The organism is Rhodanobacter sp. IGA1.0 (genome assembly GCF_040208325.1).
Taxonomy (GTDB): Bacteria; Pseudomonadota; Gammaproteobacteria; order Xanthomonadales; family Rhodanobacteraceae; genus Rhodanobacter; species Rhodanobacter spathiphylli.
Genome location: NZ_CP157948.1, coordinates 3554848 through 3571958, shown reverse-complemented (window position 1 = coordinate 3571958; position 17111 = coordinate 3554848). Strand labels below are relative to the sequence as shown.

Below are 17111 nucleotides of genomic sequence, written 5' to 3'. Positions count from 1 at the left end.
TCAGGCGCTGGCGAGATCCAGCCGGGCGATCTCGTTGCCATCCAGCTGCAGTTCGGTAGCCCCGAGCAATTCGCGCAATTGCTCCACGCTGGTGGCGCTGACGATCGGTGCGGTGAGGCCGGGGCGGGCGATCAGCCAGGCCAGCGCGACCTGGGCCGGGGTGGCGTGGTGGGCGGCGGCCACCGCGTCCAGCGCGGCCAGCACCTGCAGGCCGTGCGGGTTCAGGAATTTCTTCACCGCGCCACCGCGTGCCGAGCTCTTGGCCAGGTCGGCGGCGCTGCGGTACTTGCCGCTGAGAAAGCCGCTGGCCAGGGCGTAGTAGCTGATCACGCCGATGTTTTCGCGGCGGATCAGCGGCTCCAGTGCCTGCTCGTAGCCGGCGCGGCTGACCAGGTTGTACTCCGGCTGCAGGCTTTCGTAGCGGGGCAGGCCGTGCCGCTGCGACATCGCCAGCGCGTCGGCGAAGCGGTCGGCGCTGAAGTTGGACGCACCGATCACGCGCACCTTGCCCGCCTCGATCAGGCGGGCGAAGGCGCCCAGGGTTTCCTCCATCGGCACGCTGGCGTCGTCCTCGTGCGCCTGGTACAGGTCGATGCAGTCGACCTGCAGGCGTTGCAGCGAGCCGTCCACCGCCTGTCGGATGTTCACCGGCGACAGGCCCGGCTGCTCGGCCCACTTGGCCACCTTGGTCGAGATCACCACGCGGTCGCGCCTGCCGCTCCGCTTCAGCCACTTGCCGATGATGGTTTCCGATTCACCGCCGCGGTTGCCCGGCACCCACGCCGGATAGACGTCCGCGGTGTCGATCAGGTTGCCGCCGGCATCGACGAAGGCATCGAGCAGTTCGAACGAACGCTTCTCGTCGGCGCTCCAGCCGAACACGTTGCCGCCGAAGGCGAGCGGGGCGATGGAAAGCGGCGAGTTGCCGAGTGGGCGCTGGTGCATGGAATACCCCGGATGGTGGCAGGCGAAGGAACCGCGCGCGGCCCGGCCGGCGGCGCGCCATCTCGTCGAAGTGGCTGCATATCCGCAGTATTCAAGCCCGCGCCAGGTTCAGCGCGGGCCGGCGAGGCGCGGCCACACATGGGCGCAGCAAGCCATCACGGTGCGTTTGGCCAGGCTGGCCTGCTTGTCGTCCCGGGCGGGCTTGAGCGGAGCGTCGGTACGCCAGTCCAGGTCTTCCTTGCGCACCAGGTGGCCGTGCAGGAACAACAGGTCTTTCCACAGCGAGTTCATGGGGAGCCTCCTTGGGAGGGCTGCGACTTGGGGAGCGCTCAAGATACGCACGCGCCAGGCCGCCAGAAAGCGATATATTCGCAAGTCAGGCTTGAAGGAAATTCAAGATGGGAAAGTTGCCGCTGGGCCTGCTGCAGCAGTTTGTGCTGGTCGCCAGACTGGGCAACCTGTCGCGCGCCGCAGCGCAGGCGAACCTCACCGTCAGCGCGCTCAGCCACCAGATGCGCCAGCTGGAAGAACGCCTGGAACGGCGCCTGTTCGAACGCGGTCCGCGCGGCGTGACGCTGACCGTCGAAGGCTGCAGCCTGCTGGAGGCGGTCGGCGGCCACCTCGACGGCATCGAGCACGCGCTGGCGGCATATCGCACGCGCCGCCATGACGCACTCACGCTCAGCGCCAGCCCCGGCATCATGTCGAGCTGGCTGGTGCCCCGGCTGCCGCGGCTGGTGGCCGCGCATCCGGAGCTGGAGCTCAGCCTGCAGTCGGGGTCGACCCTGGTGAATTTCGAGCGCGAACCGGTGGATGTCGGCCTGCGCTACGGCCGCGGCGAGTGGCCCGGCCTGCACAGCGAGCGGCTGTTCGGCGAATGGATCGCGCCGGTGGCCGCGCCCGAGCTGGTGGCGCGGATGGGCGACACGGATCCGCGCGACCTGTCGCGCTGGCCGCTGCTCGGCGAGCCGGCGCCGTCGACGCGCTGGGACGACTGGTTCAAGCGCAGCGGCGGCGCCCGCCCGCAGCGTTACGTGGCCCAGTTCGACAGCCTCGATGCGCTGCGCCATGCGGCGCTGGAGGGTCTTGGCGTGGCGCTGGGACGGATGGTGACGTCGAAGTCGCTGATCGATGCCGGCCGGCTGCAGGTGCTGGGCGAGCGCTACATGGCAGTCAAGGAGGCGTACTGGCTGGTGTATCCGCCACGCTCGCTGGAACATCGCGGCCTGCAGCTGTTCCGCGAGTGGCTGCTGGCCGAGGCGGAGGATTACCGGCGGCAGATGTCGGCGTTCCGGCCCGGGGACACGGCGATGGACTGAGAGGTTGTGAGTTTTTCAACCTCTCAGGCCGGCCAGGAGGGCCGGGCATGAAGCAGTCACGCAAGTGACTGTTTCATGTGAGCGAGCCCGGGCATGTACCGGACTCGCGATAGAAGAAAACCACAGGAAGTGGTTTTCTTCACAGGCTTGAAGCGGTTTCGCAATCTGCCCGGACACGTCATCATCGTGGGTCGTTGTCGACCGCCGTCAGGAGTTGAACCATGAAGTCACGCGCCGCCGTCGCCTGGGAAGCAGGCAAGCCACTCAGCATCGAACAGGTCGACGTGGCCGGGCCGAAAGCCGGCGAGGTGCTGGTGCGCATCGTGGCCACCGGCGTCTGCCACACCGATGCGTTCACCCTGTCCGGCACCGATCCGGAGGGCCGCTTTCCGGTGATCCTGGGTCACGAGGGCGGCGGCATCGTCGAGGAAGTGGGCGAGGGTGTCACCTCGCTGAAGGTCGGCGACCACGTGATTCCGCTGTACACGCCCGAATGCGGCGAGTGCAAATTCTGCCTGTCCGGCAAGACCAACCTGTGCCAGAAGATCCGCGTGACCCAGGGCCAGGGCCTGATGCCCGACGGCACGTCGCGCTTCTCGCTGGACGGCAAGCCGCTGCTGCACTACATGGGCACCAGCACGTTCAGCGAATACACCGTGCTGCCGGAGATCTCGCTGGCGAAGATCGACAAGGCGGCACCGCTGGAGAAGGTCTGCCTGCTCGGTTGCGGCATCACCACCGGCATCGGCGCGGTACTGAACACGGCGAAGGTCGAGCCGGGCGCGTCGGTGGCGGTGTTCGGCCTGGGCGGCATCGGCCTGTCGGTGGTGCAAGGCGCGGTGATGGCGAAAGCCGGCCGCATCGTGGTGGTCGACACCAACCCGGCCAAGTTCGAGATGGCGAAGTTGCTCGGCGCCACCGACTGCATCAACCCGAAGGACTACCCGGACACGCCGATCCAGCAGGTGATCGTCGAGCTCACCGACGGCGGCGTGGACTATTCGTTCGAGTGCATCGGCAACGTCCACGTGATGCGTTCGGCGCTGGAGTGCTGCCACAAGGGCTGGGGCGAGTCGATCATCATCGGCGTGGCCGGCGCCGGCCAGGAGATCAGCACGCGGCCGTTCCAGCTGGTCACCGGGCGGGTCTGGCGCGGTTCGGCGTTCGGCGGGGTGAAGGGCCGCTCGCAGCTGCCGGGCTACGTCGACCGCTACATGGCCGGCGAGATCCGCATCGACGAGATGATCACCGAGGTGCTGCCGCTGGAACGCATCAACGAGGCGTTCGACCTGATGCACGAGGGCAAGGTGATCCGCTCGGTGATCCACTACTGACGTAGAATGTGCGGGCGCCGCCAGCCACGCTGACGGCGTTCGCCGTTTCCATGTCTGCACACGTCATGCCCAGGGTCGTTCCATGAGCCGCACTGCCATCCTCATCGACGGTGCCTTCTTTCTTGCCCGCTATCGCAAGGTCTACGGCGAGCGCGACGCCGGTGATGCGCGGGCGGTGGCCAAGACCGTGTTCGGCATGGCGCTGGAGCACCTGAAGGCGGTCGACCGCCCGCGCGAGCAGCTGTACCGGATCTTCTTCTACGATTGCCCGCCGCTGGAAAAGAGTTTCATCAAGCCGGTCAGCGGCGACAGCATCGACTTCGGCCGTACCGGCGCGGCCGCGTTTCGCCGCGAACTGCACGACCAGCTGCGTCGCCAGCGCAAGATGGCGCTGCGGCTGGGGCGCCTGTCCGAGCGCGGCGAGTGGCAGCTGAAGCGCAGCGCCTACCAGCAGTTGCGCGACGGCAGCCTGCGCTGGGACGATCTGGACGACGGCCACTTCGAGCCGGACATGCGCCAGACCCAGGTCGACATGAAGATCGGCATCGACATCGCGGCGCTGACCTACAAGAAGCTGGTCGACCAGATCATCCTGATCGCCGGCGACGCGGATTTCATCCCGGCCGCAAAGCTGGCCCGCTACGAAGGCATCGACTTCATCCTCGACCCGATGTGGCAGGGCATCGCGCCGGATCTGCACGAACACATCGACGGCCTGCAATCGGTGTGCCCGCGTCCGTCCTGAGGCCTGCACCGGGATTGCACATGGTTTTCGTGATATTGGAAGTTCGAACGTTCCGCCACACGCCAGGGAGTTGACCATGATTCGTGCAACCGCAGCGGCGAAACCTGCCGGGATCGGCATCGCGGCAGCCTTGCTGCTGGCATCCGCGCTGCTGCTGCCCGGGCCCTCCCGCGCACAGGCCGCGTCGGCCGGATCGGTGGAGTCGGATCAGCCGGTGGATGAGCTGGTGCCGCCCACCAGCGCGAGCGATTTCACCGCTTCGCAGCTGGACGGCGTGCTGGCCGGCAGCTGGCGTTCGCCCGCCAACCGCGCGCGCGACGCCTACCGCCATCCCAAGGCCACCCTGCAGTTCTTCGGCGTGCGGCCCGACCAGACGGTGATCGAGATCACCCCCGGCGGTGGCTGGTACGCGGAAATCCTGGCGCCGCTGCTGAACGACAACGGCCATTACATCGCCGCGGAGAAAGCCCCGTCCGCCGACAGCGAGGCTCGCAGCGACGACAGCGCGTTGCGCCGGAAATTCGCTGCGGACCCGGCGCATTATGGCAACGCCCGCATCGTCGAATTCGATGCTGCCGCGCCGAAGTTCGGGGCGCCCGGTTCGGCCGACGTGGTGCTGACCTTCCGCAACGTGCACAACTGGATTGCTGCCGATAAAGGCACGGCCGGTACCGGCCCGGCCATGTTCAAGGCCTTCTTCGACGTGCTCAAGCCCGGCGGCGTGCTCGGCGTGGTCGATCACCGCGCCGGCGAAGGCGCCGTGATCGATGCGGTGAAAGGCAGCGGCTACCTGCCCACGCCGTACGTGGTGAAGCTGGCCACCGATGCCGGCTTCGTGCTGGAGGAAAGCAGCGAGGTCAACGCGAATCCGAAAGACACCAGAGACTATCCGAAGGGCGTCTGGACCCTGCCGCCGACCCTGACCCTGGGCGACCGGGACAAGGCGAAGTACCAGGCGATCGGCGAATCGGACCGGATGACGCTGAAGTTCGTCAAGCCGACGGCGCCCGCCGGACATGAAGCGCATTGAGCATGGCCTGATGCGCTGCGCTGTCCCGCCCCCATGCTGATCGCCCTCAACAAGCCTTACGGCGTGCTCTGCCAGTTCACCGATGATCGCGGTCGTCCGACGCTGGCGGATCTTGTCGTGCAAAAGGACGTCTATGCCGCTGGACGGCTGGATCAGGACAGCGAAGGCCTGCTGCTGCTGACCGACGACGGCCGCCTCGCCCATCGACTCACCGATCCCCGCCACAAGCAGGCCAAGACCTATCTGGCGCAGCTCGACGGCAGCATCGATGAGGCAGCGCTGCAGGCGCTTGCGCGAGGCCTGGTGCTGAGCGATGGCCCGACCCTGCCGGCCGAGGCGAAACTGGTCGACGAGCCGGCATGGCTGTGGCCGCGCAAGCCGCCGGTGCGTTTTCGCAAGGCGATCCCGACCAGCTGGATCAGCCTCACGCTGCGCGAAGGACGCAACCGGCAGGTGCGCCGGATGACCGCCGCGGTCGGGTTCCCGACCCTGCGCCTGATCCGCGTGCAGATCGGCGAACACCGGCTCGCCGGCCTCGCTCCGGGCGAGACGCGCGTGCTGGCGGACTGAGCCGCCGCGCCGTTGCGCACCCCGGTCACGAGGCGGGCGGAAGGCCGAAGAACGCCTCGGCGGTCGCGGTGCTGTTCGCCGCCGTAACGGCCAGGCTCTCGCCGCGATCGCGGGCGATTTCCTCGCAGATGTGCTTCAGGTACATCGGCTCGTTGCGCCGGTGCGCGGGCTGCGGGCGCACCGTGCGCGGCAGCAGGTAGGGTGCATCCGTCTCGATCATCAGCCGGTTCGCCGGAATCCCGCGCACCAGCTCGCGCAGGTGGGTGCCCCGGCGTTCATCGCAGATCCAGCCGGTGATGCCGATGTGGCAGTCCAGCGCCAGGTAGTCACGCAGCGCCTCCCCGGTATCGGTGAAGCAGTGCACCACCGCCCCCGGAACCTTGTCGCGGTAGCGGGCGAGCAGGGCGACGAAGTCGCCGTGGGCGTCGCGCTGGTGCAGGAACAGCGGCTTGCCCACCTCCACCGCCAGCTGCAGCTGACGTTCGAACACCTCCAGCTGCACCCCGCGCGGCGAGTAGTTGCGGTTGTAGTCCAAGCCGGTTTCACCGATGGCCACCACCGCGGGGTCCTGCGCGAACTCGCGCAGCGCCGCGTCGGTCGCATCGTCGTATTCAACGGCGTGATGGGGATGGACGCCAGCCGTGGCAAACAGTCGGGCCGGATGCCGGGCCGCCAGGACGCGGGCGCTGGCGCTGCCGTCGCGCGACGCGCCGGTGACGATCATCCGGTCCACGCCGTGCGCCTGCGCACGCTGCATCACAGCATCCAGATCGTGGTGAAAGGACTCGTGGGTGAGGTTGGCACCGATATCGAGCAGTCGCATGGGTCCGGGTCGCGATGGAGCGGACCATTCTGGCAGACCCCTGCGGACAGGCAAGCCCGACACATCTTGCAGGGCAGCAAAGGCCATTCCGTGACCACAGGAAATTACGTTGACGCTCGCAAGAACTTGCTGATAGCTTCCATGACGTCGTCCGCAGAATTGAATTCTCGGTTCGGCTAGGGCGGGTTCGCCCGATAGCGGTTGGTGGTCGGTTTTGCGCGGTGGAAAGTTGCCGTCCGGTCTTGCCCAGGGCGCTAACCGGGTTTCGGCAAGTCGATCTCCCAGGCCCGCTTCCGTCGCGAAAAATTCTTGCTGTGCAGGGGCGCTCGGGGGAGCGTCCCGAAATTTTGGCATCGGCTGACGATGCGGCACTCAACGGAGGGGTTTTCATGCAGAAGAAAGTCGTGGCACGGGCAATCGGCCTGGTGCTGTCTGGCGTGCTGGTTGCGGGCGCGGCGAACGCAGCCGAACAGAAAGTGGCGCAACCGGAGGTGACCTCGGTCAACGTCCAGGGCGTGCAGGTGGCGATCGACCCGGCGACCGGGAGGATGGTCGCGCCGTCGGCGGCCCAGCGCGCGGCATTGTCCGCGGCCATGCTGAAGCAGGCCAACGCGGCTCCCCTGAAAACCGCCAACGCGCTGTCGCAACGCCCGCGCAACGAGCTGGAGGCGGTGAAGACCCTTAAGCGGACCAAGACCGGCAAGTACGCGGCCGTGATGCAGGTGCCCGAGACCCTGGTGAGCAGCCTGGTCGCCCAGACGCGGGCGGACGGTTCGGTGGCCATTCACCACCAGGACGAAGCTGCCACCAGCAGCCAGCCCGTGCAGGAGGTGCTGCAATGATCCGCCGCAAGCAGTTGTTCGCCGCCCTGCTGGCCCTGGGCATGTGCAGTTTCGCCAGCACCGCCGCGTTTGCCGGCGAAATCAAGATCGTCAACCTCGATGCCGGCACCGGTCAGGGCCTGGACGACGCCACGCCGGTTTCGCCGGTGGGCGGCAACCCGGGCACCACGCGCGGTCAGCAGGCGCTGAACGTGTTCCAGTTCGCCGGTGACCTGTGGGGCGCGGTGCTGCAGAGCAACGTGCCGGTCATCAACACCGTCACCTTCACTCCGCTGAGCTGCGACGCCACCTCGGGCGTGCTGGGTTCGTCGGGCACCAACTACATTTTCGCCTTCAACAGCCCGGCGCCGGCCGGCGCGATTCCCGACACCTGGTACCACTCCGCCCTCACCGATGCGCTGAGTGGCACGGATGCGGCGACGGAAAACGACCTGCCCGCGAATACCCCGGACATCGTCAGCCGCTTCAACAGCAAGCTGGGCAGCACCGGCTGCCTGCAGACCTCGGCCTGGTACTTCGGCCTGGACGGCAACACGCCGGCCGGACAGATCAACTTCCTCAACGTGGTGCTGCATGAAATGGCCCACGGGCTGGGCTTCTCCGGGTTCAACAACCTGTCAACCGGCAAGCAGAACCAGGACCAGCAGGACATCTACTCGACCTTCGTCAAGGACAACTCGACGGGCAAGATGTGGACGGCGATGACCGACGCGGAGCGCAAGACCGCCGCGCTCAATGACACCCACGTCGTGTTCACCGGCAGCAACGTGAAGGGCGAGGCGTCGCTGTCGCTGGCTCCGCTGGTGACCTTCGATGTCACTGCGCCGGCAGGCATCGCCGGCAGCTACGACTACAACCCGGCGGCGTTCGGCGCGGCGCCGACCCCGGCGAACTTCGCCGGCAGCGTGGCGGCTCCGACCGATCCGCTGGCCTGCAACGCGGTGGATGCCGGCGTCAGCGGCAAGATCGCGCTGATCGACCGGGGCACCTGCTCGTTCGTGATCAAGGTGAAGAACGCGCAGAACGCCGGGGCCACCGGCGTGATCATCGCCAACAACGCGGCCGGTGCCATCATTCCGGCGGGCGAGGACGCCTCGATCACGATTCCGGTCATCGGCATCACCCAGGCCGACGGCAACACGTTCAAGGCCAACCTGGCCAACCTGATGGTGGCTTTCACGCCTGACCCGCAGGCACGCCTCGGCGGCACCGATGCGGAAGGCAACGTGCAGCTGTACGCGCCCACCGTGCTGGCCCAGGGTTCGTCGTTCTCGCACTACGACACGCGCCTGACCCCGAACGCGATCATGGAATACGCGATCAACCAGGATCTCGAAGGGCAGATCGATCTCGATCTCACCCCGGCGCTGCTGAAGGACGAGGGCTGGAAGCTCAATGAGGGCAGCCAGATGCTGCTGACCTGCAACACCGGCATCCCGACCTGGGTACCCGGTGGCCTGGTGGTCGGCGCGAACGTGGTGGCCAACGCGAAGATCATCGCCGCCGCCGCCGCGAACGTGGGTGACTATCGCACCGCGATGGGCAACTACGCCGCCGCGCTGGCCAGCGATGGCCTGATCACGGGTGGCCAGGCAAGCAGCCTGGCGGCTTGCCTGGGCGATGCCGAGACCCAGGCGCAGTATGACGCCTGGGGTCCGGACAACTCGGGCGGCCCGGGTGGTGATGCCGACGCAATCAAGCTGACCAACGGCGTGGCCCTGGGTGGGCAGACCGGCACTGCCGGTGGCGAAACCCTGTACTCGCTGGATGTTCCGGCAGGTGCGCGCGGCCTGAGCATCCGCACCTTCGGCGGCACTGGCGACGTCTCGGTGTTCGTTTCGGTCGATGCCGAGCCGACCAGTGCCGACTATGGCTACAAGTCGGTCCATGCCGGCAACACCGAGTCGGTCGTGCTGACCAGGCCGAATGCGGGCACGTACCTCATCAAGGTGATCGGCGTGAAGCCGTACGCCGGCGTGAACGTGCAGGGCAGTTTCGTCGCGCCACCGCAGTAAGTCGCACGCGCCGGCCTTGCCGGCGCGTGTTGCGGTAGCGGGCTCCCGCGGCATGGGAGCCCGCCGCCCATGCTGGAACCAGGAATTCATATGGACGTCTGGACGTCCATGACATGCATGAGCGCGCGCAACGTGCGGCATGCACCCCCGCATGAGGTGCGGGGACCTTCACGCACCGGCAGAAATGTCCGGCGCCAGTCATCTGACCGGTTGTCACCACCGCAGGGGTACGATGTGAACAAGATCTACAGCAAGGTATGGAACAAGTCGCTGGGCATGCTCGTGGTCGCTTCCGAGCTGGCCAGCGCGAGCGGCAAGGGCGGCGCCTCGAAGCGCCTGCGCGCCAGCGTCGCAGCAGCTGGCCTGGCATTGGCGCTGGGCGCCGGCCAGGTATCGGCGGCGCAGTTCGAGGCAGACCCGGCTGGCAACCCGGTGGTTGCTCCGGTTGTCGGCATGGGTGGCACCGCAGGCGGTCAGTCGGCCGAAGCCGGCGATTTCGCCACGGCGATCGGCTACGAGGCACAGGCCACCGGCATCTATTCATTGGCGATGGGTACGAACGCGCAGAGCCTGGGCATGCTGGCTGTCGCGGTCGGCAATGGCAGCCAGGCCGGAGGCGCCGCGAGCATGGCGCTGGGTGCGGCGAGTGACGCCAGCGGCAGCGTGGCGACGGCGATCGGAAACGACAGCAAGGCGACCGGCGCGCTGGCGATCGCCGTGGGTCCTTCAAGCAGGGCAACGGGCGATCTGTCGCTGGCGCTCGGCGTGAACAGCGAAGCATCGGGTACCGGCTCCATGGCGCTGGGTCTGGGTGCCCAGGCGTCCAGCGCGAACAGCCTGGCGGTGGGCGGCTACAGCGTTGCGTCGGGTGGCGAGAGCGTGGCCCTGGGTGGCATTGGCGAAAACGGCACGGTCGCAACGCAGGCCACCGGCTTGCGTTCGACGGCGCTGGGAACGGCCAGCCAGTCTTCCGGCCAGCAGGCCGCGGCGGTGGGCTACATGGCCCAGGCGGACAGCTACAACGGCATCGCGCTGGGGTCGGGCTCCCACGTGGAGAGCGGTGCGTACGAGGCCGTCGCGCTGGGCTCAAATTCGATCGCCGACCGTGACAACACGGTATCAGTGGGCAGCGCCGGCAGCGAGCGGCAGGTGACCAACGTGGCGGCGGGCACGGAAGACACCGACGCAGTGAACGTGGCGCAGCTGAACGACTCGGTGACGGGCGCCACGCGCTTCTTCCAGGCCGACGGTGCGGACGACGGCAGCGAGGATGCACTGGCCGACGGCGAGCACTCGGTGGCGTCGGGCGCGAGCAGTTATGCGGCCGGCACGGAGAGCGTGGCGGTGGGCTACGGCGCGTTTGCCCTGGACGACAACAGCCTGGCGGTGGGCGCGCTGAGCAGTGCGTTCGGCGTGGGCTCGTCGGCGATCGGCAGCCTGGCGCAGACCAATGCGGACTACGCCACGGCGACCGGTTATGGCGCATCGGCGTCGGGCAACAACAGTGCGGCCTACGGCGCCGGCGCGCAGGCCAGCGGCGCAGGCAGCGTGGCGGTCGGCGGGATGGCCACGCAGGACGATGGCAGCGCGCTGCTGACCGACGCCAACGGGGACCCGATCGAGTTCGCCTCGACCAGTGCGGGCATGGGTGGCACGGCAGTGGGCGCCAGCGCGCAGGCGGCGGGGCTGGCCTCGTCGGCGCTCGGCGTGGGTGCCGAAGCGGACGGCGATCTGTCGACGGCGGTGGGTGGTCTGGCCTATGCGGCGGGCGAGCAGTCGCTGGCCGGCGGCTTCCAGGCGGCGGCGGTCGGTGACGGGACCGTGGCGCTGGGCGCGACCAGCTATGCCGAAGGGATGCTGTCGACGGCGGTGGGCTACGGTGCCAGCGCGTACAACGACGGCAACGTGGCGATGGGTGCGGGTGCATCGTCGCTGGGTGACGGCAGCGTGGCGATCGGCAATGGGGCGGAGACCGGCTATGCGGCCTTCGGCATCGAGAGCCCCAACACGGTGGCGATCGGAGCGGGCAGCTGGGCGTTTGGCGACGACGCGACGGCGATCGGTGCGAACGCGTGGGCGGTGGGCCAGCAGAGCACGGCGATCGGCGTGGATGCGTTTGCCTCGGGCACCAATGCGGTGGCGCTGGGCGTGGGCTCGGAAGCGGACCGCGACAACAGCGTGTCGGTGGGCGCGGTCGGAGCGGAGCGGCAGGTGACCAACGTGGCGGCGGGCACGGAAGACACCGACGCGGTGAACGTGGCGCAGTTGAACGAATCGGTGACGGGCGCCACGCGATTCTTCCAGGCCGACGGTGCGGACGACGGCAGCGAGGATGCACTGGCCGACGGCGAGCACTCGGTGGCTTCCGGTGCGAGCAGCTACGCCGCAGGCGCCGAGAGCGCTTCGTACGGCTATCGCAGCTATGCCGCCGACGACTACTCCACGGCGGTGGGCTCGGGCGCCGGGGCCATGGGCGTGGGTTCTTCGGCATTCGGCAGTGGCGCCGTAACCAATGCTGACTTCGCCACGGCGGTCGGCTACAACGCGGTGGCCACGGGAACCAACAGTGCGGCCTTTGGCGTCTATGCACAGGCGACCGGCCCGGCCAGCCTGGCCATGGGCGGAGCGGCGGTGGACGAGAACGGTGACCCGTTGGTGCAGGACATGGACGGTAATCCGGTCACCGTGGGCGCTACCAGCGCCGCGGTGGCGGGCACGGCTGTGGGCGCCAGTTCGCAGGCCAGCGGCTTCGCCTCTTCGGCCTTCGGCGTGGGCGCGTATGCCAGTGGCGATCTGTCGCTGGCGCTGGGTGCCGTCGCCAATGCGGTGGGTGATTACGCAGTCGCCGTGGGTCCGCAGAGCGTGGCGTCCGGCAACGGCAGCGTGGCGTTGGGCGGCGTAGCCGACCTCATTCCCGGTGCGGGCTTCTACATCTCGACCGGAGCGAGTGGCGAAAACGCCACGGCGCTCGGTGCAGGCGCGCAGGCAACGGACGACTACGCGACCTCGGTCGGTGCGATCACCGAAGCTGGCTACGGCGCGACGGCGGTGGGCTATTTCGCCTACGCGCCAGGCGAGAACGCCAGTGCGCTCGGCATCAACAGCTGGGCAGCCGGTGCCAGCAGCGTGGCCGTGGGTGACAGCAGCACCGCGCTCGGCGACGGCAGCGTCGCGCTGGGCGCCTATTCCTGGGCGAGCCGTGATGGCACGGTGTCGGTGGGTGACGTGGACAACGGCCTGACCCGCCAGATCACCAGCGTCGCCGCCGGCACGGAAGACACCGACGCAGTGAACGTGGCGCAGCTGAACGACTCGGTGACGGGCGCCACGCGCTTCTTCCAGGCCGACGGTGCGGACGACGGCAGCGAGGATGCACTGGCCGACGGCGAGCACTCGGTGGCGTCGGGCGCGAGCAGTTATGCGGCCGGCACGGAGAGCGTGGCGGTGGGCTACGGCGCGTTTGCCCTGGACGACAACAGCCTGGCGGTGGGCGCGCTGAGCAGTGCGTTCGGCGTGGGCTCGTCGGCGATCGGCAGCCTGGCGCAGACCAATGCGGACTACGCCACGGCGACCGGTTATGGCGCATCGGCGTCGGGCAACAACAGTGCGGCCTACGGCGCCGGCGCGCAGGCCAGCGGCGCAGGCAGCGTGGCGGTCGGCGGGATGGCCACGCAGGACGATGGCAGCGCGCTGCTGACCGACGCCAACGGGGACCCGATCGAGTTCGCCTCGACCAGTGCGGGCATGGGTGGCACGGCAGTGGGCGCCAGCGCGCAGGCGGCGGGGCTGGCCTCGTCGGCGCTCGGCGTGGGTGCCGAAGCGGACGGCGATCTGTCGACGGCGGTGGGTGGTCTGGCCTATGCGGCGGGCGAGCAGTCGCTGGCCGGCGGCTTCCAGGCGGCGGCGGTCGGTGACGGGGCCGTGGCGCTGGGCGCGACCAGCTATGCCGAAGGGATGCTGTCGACGGCGGTGGGCTACGGTGCCAGCGCGTACAACGACGGCAACGTGGCGATGGGTGCGGGTGCATCGTCGCTGGGTGACGGCAGCGTGGCGATCGGCAATGGCGCGGAGACCGGCTATGCGGCCTTCGGCATCGAGAGCGCCAACACGGTGGCGATCGGAGCGGGCAGCTGGGCGTTTGGCGACGACGCGACGGCGATCGGTGCGAACGCGTGGGCGGTGGGCCAGCAGAGCACGGCGATCGGCGTGGATGCGTTTGCCTCGGGCACCAATGCGGTGGCGCTGGGCGTGGGCTCGGAAGCGGACCGCGACAACAGCGTGTCGGTGGGCGCGGTCGGAGCGGAGCGGCAGGTGACCAACGTGGCGGCGGGCACGGAAGACACCGACGCGGTGAACGTGGCGCAGTTGAACGAATCGGTGACGGGCGCCACGCGATTCTTCCAGGCCGACGGTGCGGATGACGGCAGCGAGGATGCACTCGCCTCGGGCGAGCACTCGGTGGCGTCGGGCGCCAGCAGCCTTGCCGCAGGCGCCGAGAGCGCTTCGTACGGCTACGGCTCTTCGGCTTATGGCGACAACAGCATGGCGATCGGCGCGGGCAGCCTTGCCGATGCGGTCGGTGCCTCGGCATCGGGTTCACTGTCCAGCGCGATGGCTGACTACAGCACCGCCTCGGGTTACGGCAGCCTGGCCAGCGGCGAGAGTAGCGTGGCCACCGGTGCGAGTGCGCAAGCGACCGCGGATTACGCAACGACCGTGGGTGCGGAAAGCGTGGCTTCCGGCGAATTCAGCGCGGCGTTCGGCGCGGCCAGTCTGGCCAGCGGCGACGGCAGTGCCGCGCTGGGCGTGTTGAGCGAAGCCAGTGGCGAAGAGTCGACGGCGGTGGGCTTCTACAGCTTGGCGTCCGGCGACGTGGCGACCGCGCTGGGTGCCGAGAGCATCGCCGGTGGCGTCACTGCGGTGGCGGTCGGCTTCCAGGCAGAGGCCTCGGAGGATTACACGACGGCGATCGGCAGCTGGTCGGTGGCATCCGGTTTCAACAGCACGGCACTGGGTAATTCGGCCGAGGCGCAGGCCGAGAACTCGGTGGCGCTGGGCTCGGATTCGATCGCCGACCGTGACAACACGGTATCGGTGGGCAGCGCCGGCAGCGAGCGGCAGGTGACCAACGTGGCGGCGGGCACGGAAGCCACCGACGCAGTGAACGTGGCGCAGCTGAACGACTCGGTGACGGGCGCCACGCGCTTCTTCCAGGCCGACGGTGCGGACGACGGCAGCGAGGATGCACTGGCCGACGGCGAGCACTCGGTGGCGTCGGGCGCGAGCAGTTATGCGGCCGGCACGGAGAGCGTGGCGGTGGGCTACGGCGCGTTTGCCCTGGACGACAACAGCCTGGCGGTGGGCGCGCTGAGCAGTGCGTTCGGCGTGGGCTCGTCGGCGATCGGCAGCCTGGCGCAGACCAATGCGGACTACGCCACGGCGACCGGTTATGGCGCATCGGCGTCGGGCAACAATAGTGCGGCCTACGGTGCCGGCGCGCAGGCCAGCGGCGCAGGCAGCGTGGCGGTCGGCGGGATGGCCACGCAGGACGATGGCAGCGCGCTGCTGACCGACGCCAACGGGGACCCGATCGAGTTCGCCTCGACCAGTGCGGGCATGGGTGGCACGGCAGTGGGCGCCAGCGCGCAGGCGGCGGGGCTGGCCTCGTCGGCGCTCGGCGTGGGTGCCGAAGCGGACGGCGATCTGTCGACGGCGGTGGGTGGTCTGGCCTATGCGGCGGGCGAGCAGTCGCTGGCCGGCGGCTTCCAGGCGGCGGCGGTCGGTGACGGGGCCGTGGCGCTGGGCGCGACCAGCTATGCCGAAGGGATGCTGTCGACGGCGGTGGGCTACGGTGCCAGCGCGTACAACGACGGCAACGTGGCGATGGGTGCGGGTGCATCGTCGCTGGGTGACGGCAGCGTGGCGATCGGCAATGGCGCGGAGACCGGCTATGCGGCCTTCGGCATCGAGAGCGCCAACACGGTGGCGATCGGAGCGGGCAGCTGGGCGTTTGGCGACGACGCGACGGCGATCGGTGCGAACGCGTGGGCGGTGGGCCAGCAGAGCACGGCGATCGGCGTGGATGCGTTTGCCTCGGGCACCAATGCGGTGGCGCTGGGCGTGGGCTCGGAAGCGGACCGCGACAACAGCGTGTCGGTGGGCGCGGTCGGAGCGGAGCGGCAGGTGACCAACGTGGCGGCGGGCACGGAAGACACCGACGCGGTGAACAAGGGCCAGCTGGATGCGGCGATCACCAGCGTGTCCGATGGCCTGGGTGATCTTGCCGACAGCGCGGTGACCTACGACGACGCCAGCAAGGAGCAGGTCACCCTGGCCGGTGCCAACGGCACCAGGCTCAGCAATCTGCAGGCCAGCGACGTGGCGGACGACGCGGCCACGGTAGGCCAGATCGCCGACGTGCTCGGCGCATTCGGCGGAGGCGCAATGCTGCAGGCGGGCGGTGGCATCGTCATGCCGAACTTCGCGATCCAGGGCGGCAGCTACGACAACGTCGGCGACGCGCTGGGCGCGCTCGACCTGGCACTGTCCGGTGCGTTGAGCAGCATCAACGGCCTGGATGGGCGCCTGACGGCGGTGGAGCAGGCGCAGGCCGCTGGCGATGCCACGAGCGCACGCGTGGCGGTGGATGGTGCCAGCGATGGCAGCGATCCGGCCACCGTGGCGCAGGGCTCCAAGGGCGTGGCCATCGGCTCCGGCGCAGCGGCGGGCGGCAGCTACGGCACGGCCGTGGGCGGCGACAGCTACGCGGCGGGCCCGAACGACACCGCGATCGGCGGCAATGCGAAGGTGAATGCCGATGGCAGCACCGCGGTGGGTGCCAATACCACGATCGCGGCGACGGCGACCAACGCGGTGGCGGTCGGCGAAGGCGCATCGGTGAGCGCGGCGTCGGGTACGGCGATCGGCCAGGGCAGTTCGGTGACCGCCGAAGGTGCGGTGGCGCTGGGCCAGGGCTCGTTGGCAGACCGGGCGAATACGGTGTCGGTGGGCACGGCGGCTAGCACCCGCCAGATCACCAACGTGGCGGCTGGTACGCAGACCACCGACGCGGCCAACCTGGGCCAGGTGCAGGAAGCCTTGGTCACCGCGAAGGGTTATGCCGATGTGGGCGACCAGCAGACGCTGAGCCAGGCGAATGCCTATACCGACCAGAAGACCGCCGGTTTCGTCAGCACCAGCGATCTCAGTTCGCTGCGCAACGAAGTCAACGGCCGCTTCCACACGGTCAACCAGCGGCTGAGCCGTGTCGGCGCCATGGGAACGGCGATGGCGCAGATGGCGTTCAGCACGCAGGGCATCGATGCCAAGAACCGGCTCGGTGTCGGCGCAGGCGCCTACGGTGGCCAGGCGGCGCTGTCGGTCGGCTTCTCGCGTCAACTGTCGCCCAAGGCCAACCTGACGTTCGGTGCGGCGGTCAGCGGCAACGAGACGTCCGGTGGTGTCGGCCTGGGCGTCGGCTGGTAAACC

Annotated in this window: 11 protein-coding genes; 8 read left to right on the top strand and 3 right to left on the bottom strand. The window is 68.9% G+C overall.

The window, feature by feature from the left end:
- Together ABNK63_RS16015 and ABNK63_RS16010 are read right to left on the bottom strand one after the other, a co-directional pair.
- On the bottom strand, positions 1-945 hold the full coding sequence (locus ABNK63_RS16015) for an aldo/keto reductase (RefSeq protein ID WP_350016188.1): 945 nt from the start codon (positions 943-945) through the stop codon (positions 1-3).
- A 108-nt stretch (positions 946-1053) separates the two neighbouring features.
- Positions 1054-1236, bottom strand: a complete 183-nt coding sequence (locus tag ABNK63_RS16010) for a hypothetical protein (RefSeq protein ID WP_007807083.1) — start codon at positions 1234-1236, stop codon at positions 1054-1056.
- Positions 1237-1343: 107 nt separating this feature from the next.
- Between ABNK63_RS16010 and ABNK63_RS16005 the strand changes: the two genes are divergently transcribed.
- The 5 genes from ABNK63_RS16005 to ABNK63_RS15985 all read left to right on the top strand — a co-directional run bounded on the left by ABNK63_RS16005 (position 1344) and on the right by ABNK63_RS15985 (position 5943).
- Entirely contained in the window at positions 1344-2264 is a 921-nt protein-coding gene (locus tag ABNK63_RS16005; RefSeq protein ID WP_350016187.1) for a LysR substrate-binding domain-containing protein, read from the top strand.
- Positions 2265-2485: 221 nt separating this feature from the next.
- Entirely contained in the window at positions 2486-3598 is a 1113-nt protein-coding gene (locus ABNK63_RS16000; RefSeq protein WP_350016186.1) for an S-(hydroxymethyl)glutathione dehydrogenase/class III alcohol dehydrogenase, read from the top strand.
- Positions 3599-3680: 82 nt separating this feature from the next.
- Positions 3681-4343, top strand: coding sequence for an NYN domain-containing protein (locus ABNK63_RS15995; protein ID WP_007807090.1), 663 nt, complete (start codon positions 3681-3683; stop codon positions 4341-4343).
- A gap of 76 nt (positions 4344-4419) precedes the next feature.
- On the top strand, positions 4420-5373 hold the full coding sequence (locus ABNK63_RS15990; protein WP_350016185.1) for a methyltransferase: 954 nt from the start codon (positions 4420-4422) through the stop codon (positions 5371-5373).
- A gap of 33 nt (positions 5374-5406) precedes the next feature.
- Positions 5407-5943, top strand: a complete 537-nt coding sequence (locus ABNK63_RS15985; protein ID WP_007807094.1) for a pseudouridine synthase — start codon at positions 5407-5409, stop codon at positions 5941-5943.
- Between the two features lie 25 nt (positions 5944-5968).
- On the opposite strand, the gene ABNK63_RS15980 is transcribed toward ABNK63_RS15985, so the two are convergent.
- Positions 5969-6766: a TatD family hydrolase gene (locus ABNK63_RS15980; protein WP_350016184.1), complete on the bottom strand. Its 798-nt coding sequence runs from the start codon at positions 6764-6766 to the stop codon at positions 5969-5971.
- A 389-nt stretch (positions 6767-7155) separates the two neighbouring features.
- On the opposite strand from ABNK63_RS15980, the gene ABNK63_RS15975 reads away from it, so the two are divergent.
- The 3 genes from ABNK63_RS15975 to ABNK63_RS15965 all read left to right on the top strand — a co-directional run bounded on the left by ABNK63_RS15975 (position 7156) and on the right by ABNK63_RS15965 (position 17108).
- On the top strand, positions 7156-7608 hold the full coding sequence (locus ABNK63_RS15975; protein WP_007807098.1) for a hypothetical protein: 453 nt from the start codon (positions 7156-7158) through the stop codon (positions 7606-7608).
- Positions 7605-9623: a PA domain-containing protein gene (locus ABNK63_RS15970; RefSeq protein ID WP_007807101.1), complete on the top strand. Its 2019-nt coding sequence runs from the start codon at positions 7605-7607 to the stop codon at positions 9621-9623. Before ABNK63_RS15975 ends, ABNK63_RS15970 begins: the two co-directional genes overlap by 4 nt.
- A 234-nt stretch (positions 9624-9857) precedes the next feature.
- A complete protein-coding gene (locus tag ABNK63_RS15965) occupies positions 9858-17108 on the top strand; it encodes an ESPR-type extended signal peptide-containing protein (RefSeq protein ID WP_350016183.1) in 7251 nt (2416 codons plus the stop codon).
- Positions 17109-17111: the final 3 nt, after the last annotated feature.

What these genes read in the sequence shown, in the direction of transcription:
- ABNK63_RS16015 (WP_350016188.1), bottom strand. Translation starts at nt 945, where the DNA reads ATGCACCAGCGCCCACTCGGCAACTCGCCGCTTTCCATCGCCCCGCTC.
- ABNK63_RS15990 (WP_350016185.1), top strand. Translation starts at nt 4,420, where the DNA reads ATGATTCGTGCAACCGCAGCGGCGAAACCTGCCGGGATCGGCATCGCG.
- ABNK63_RS15985 (WP_007807094.1), top strand. Translation starts at nt 5,407, where the DNA reads ATGCTGATCGCCCTCAACAAGCCTTACGGCGTGCTCTGCCAGTTCACC.
- ABNK63_RS16010 (WP_007807083.1), bottom strand. Translation starts at nt 1,236, where the DNA reads ATGAACTCGCTGTGGAAAGACCTGTTGTTCCTGCACGGCCACCTGGTG.
- ABNK63_RS16000 (WP_350016186.1), top strand. Translation starts at nt 2,486, where the DNA reads ATGAAGTCACGCGCCGCCGTCGCCTGGGAAGCAGGCAAGCCACTCAGC.
- ABNK63_RS15970 (WP_007807101.1), top strand. Translation starts at nt 7,605, where the DNA reads ATGATCCGCCGCAAGCAGTTGTTCGCCGCCCTGCTGGCCCTGGGCATG.
- ABNK63_RS15975 (WP_007807098.1), top strand. Translation starts at nt 7,156, where the DNA reads ATGCAGAAGAAAGTCGTGGCACGGGCAATCGGCCTGGTGCTGTCTGGC.
- ABNK63_RS15980 (WP_350016184.1), bottom strand. Translation starts at nt 6,766, where the DNA reads ATGCGACTGCTCGATATCGGTGCCAACCTCACCCACGAGTCCTTTCAC.
- ABNK63_RS15995 (WP_007807090.1), top strand. Translation starts at nt 3,681, where the DNA reads ATGAGCCGCACTGCCATCCTCATCGACGGTGCCTTCTTTCTTGCCCGC.
- ABNK63_RS16005 (WP_350016187.1), top strand. Translation starts at nt 1,344, where the DNA reads ATGGGAAAGTTGCCGCTGGGCCTGCTGCAGCAGTTTGTGCTGGTCGCC.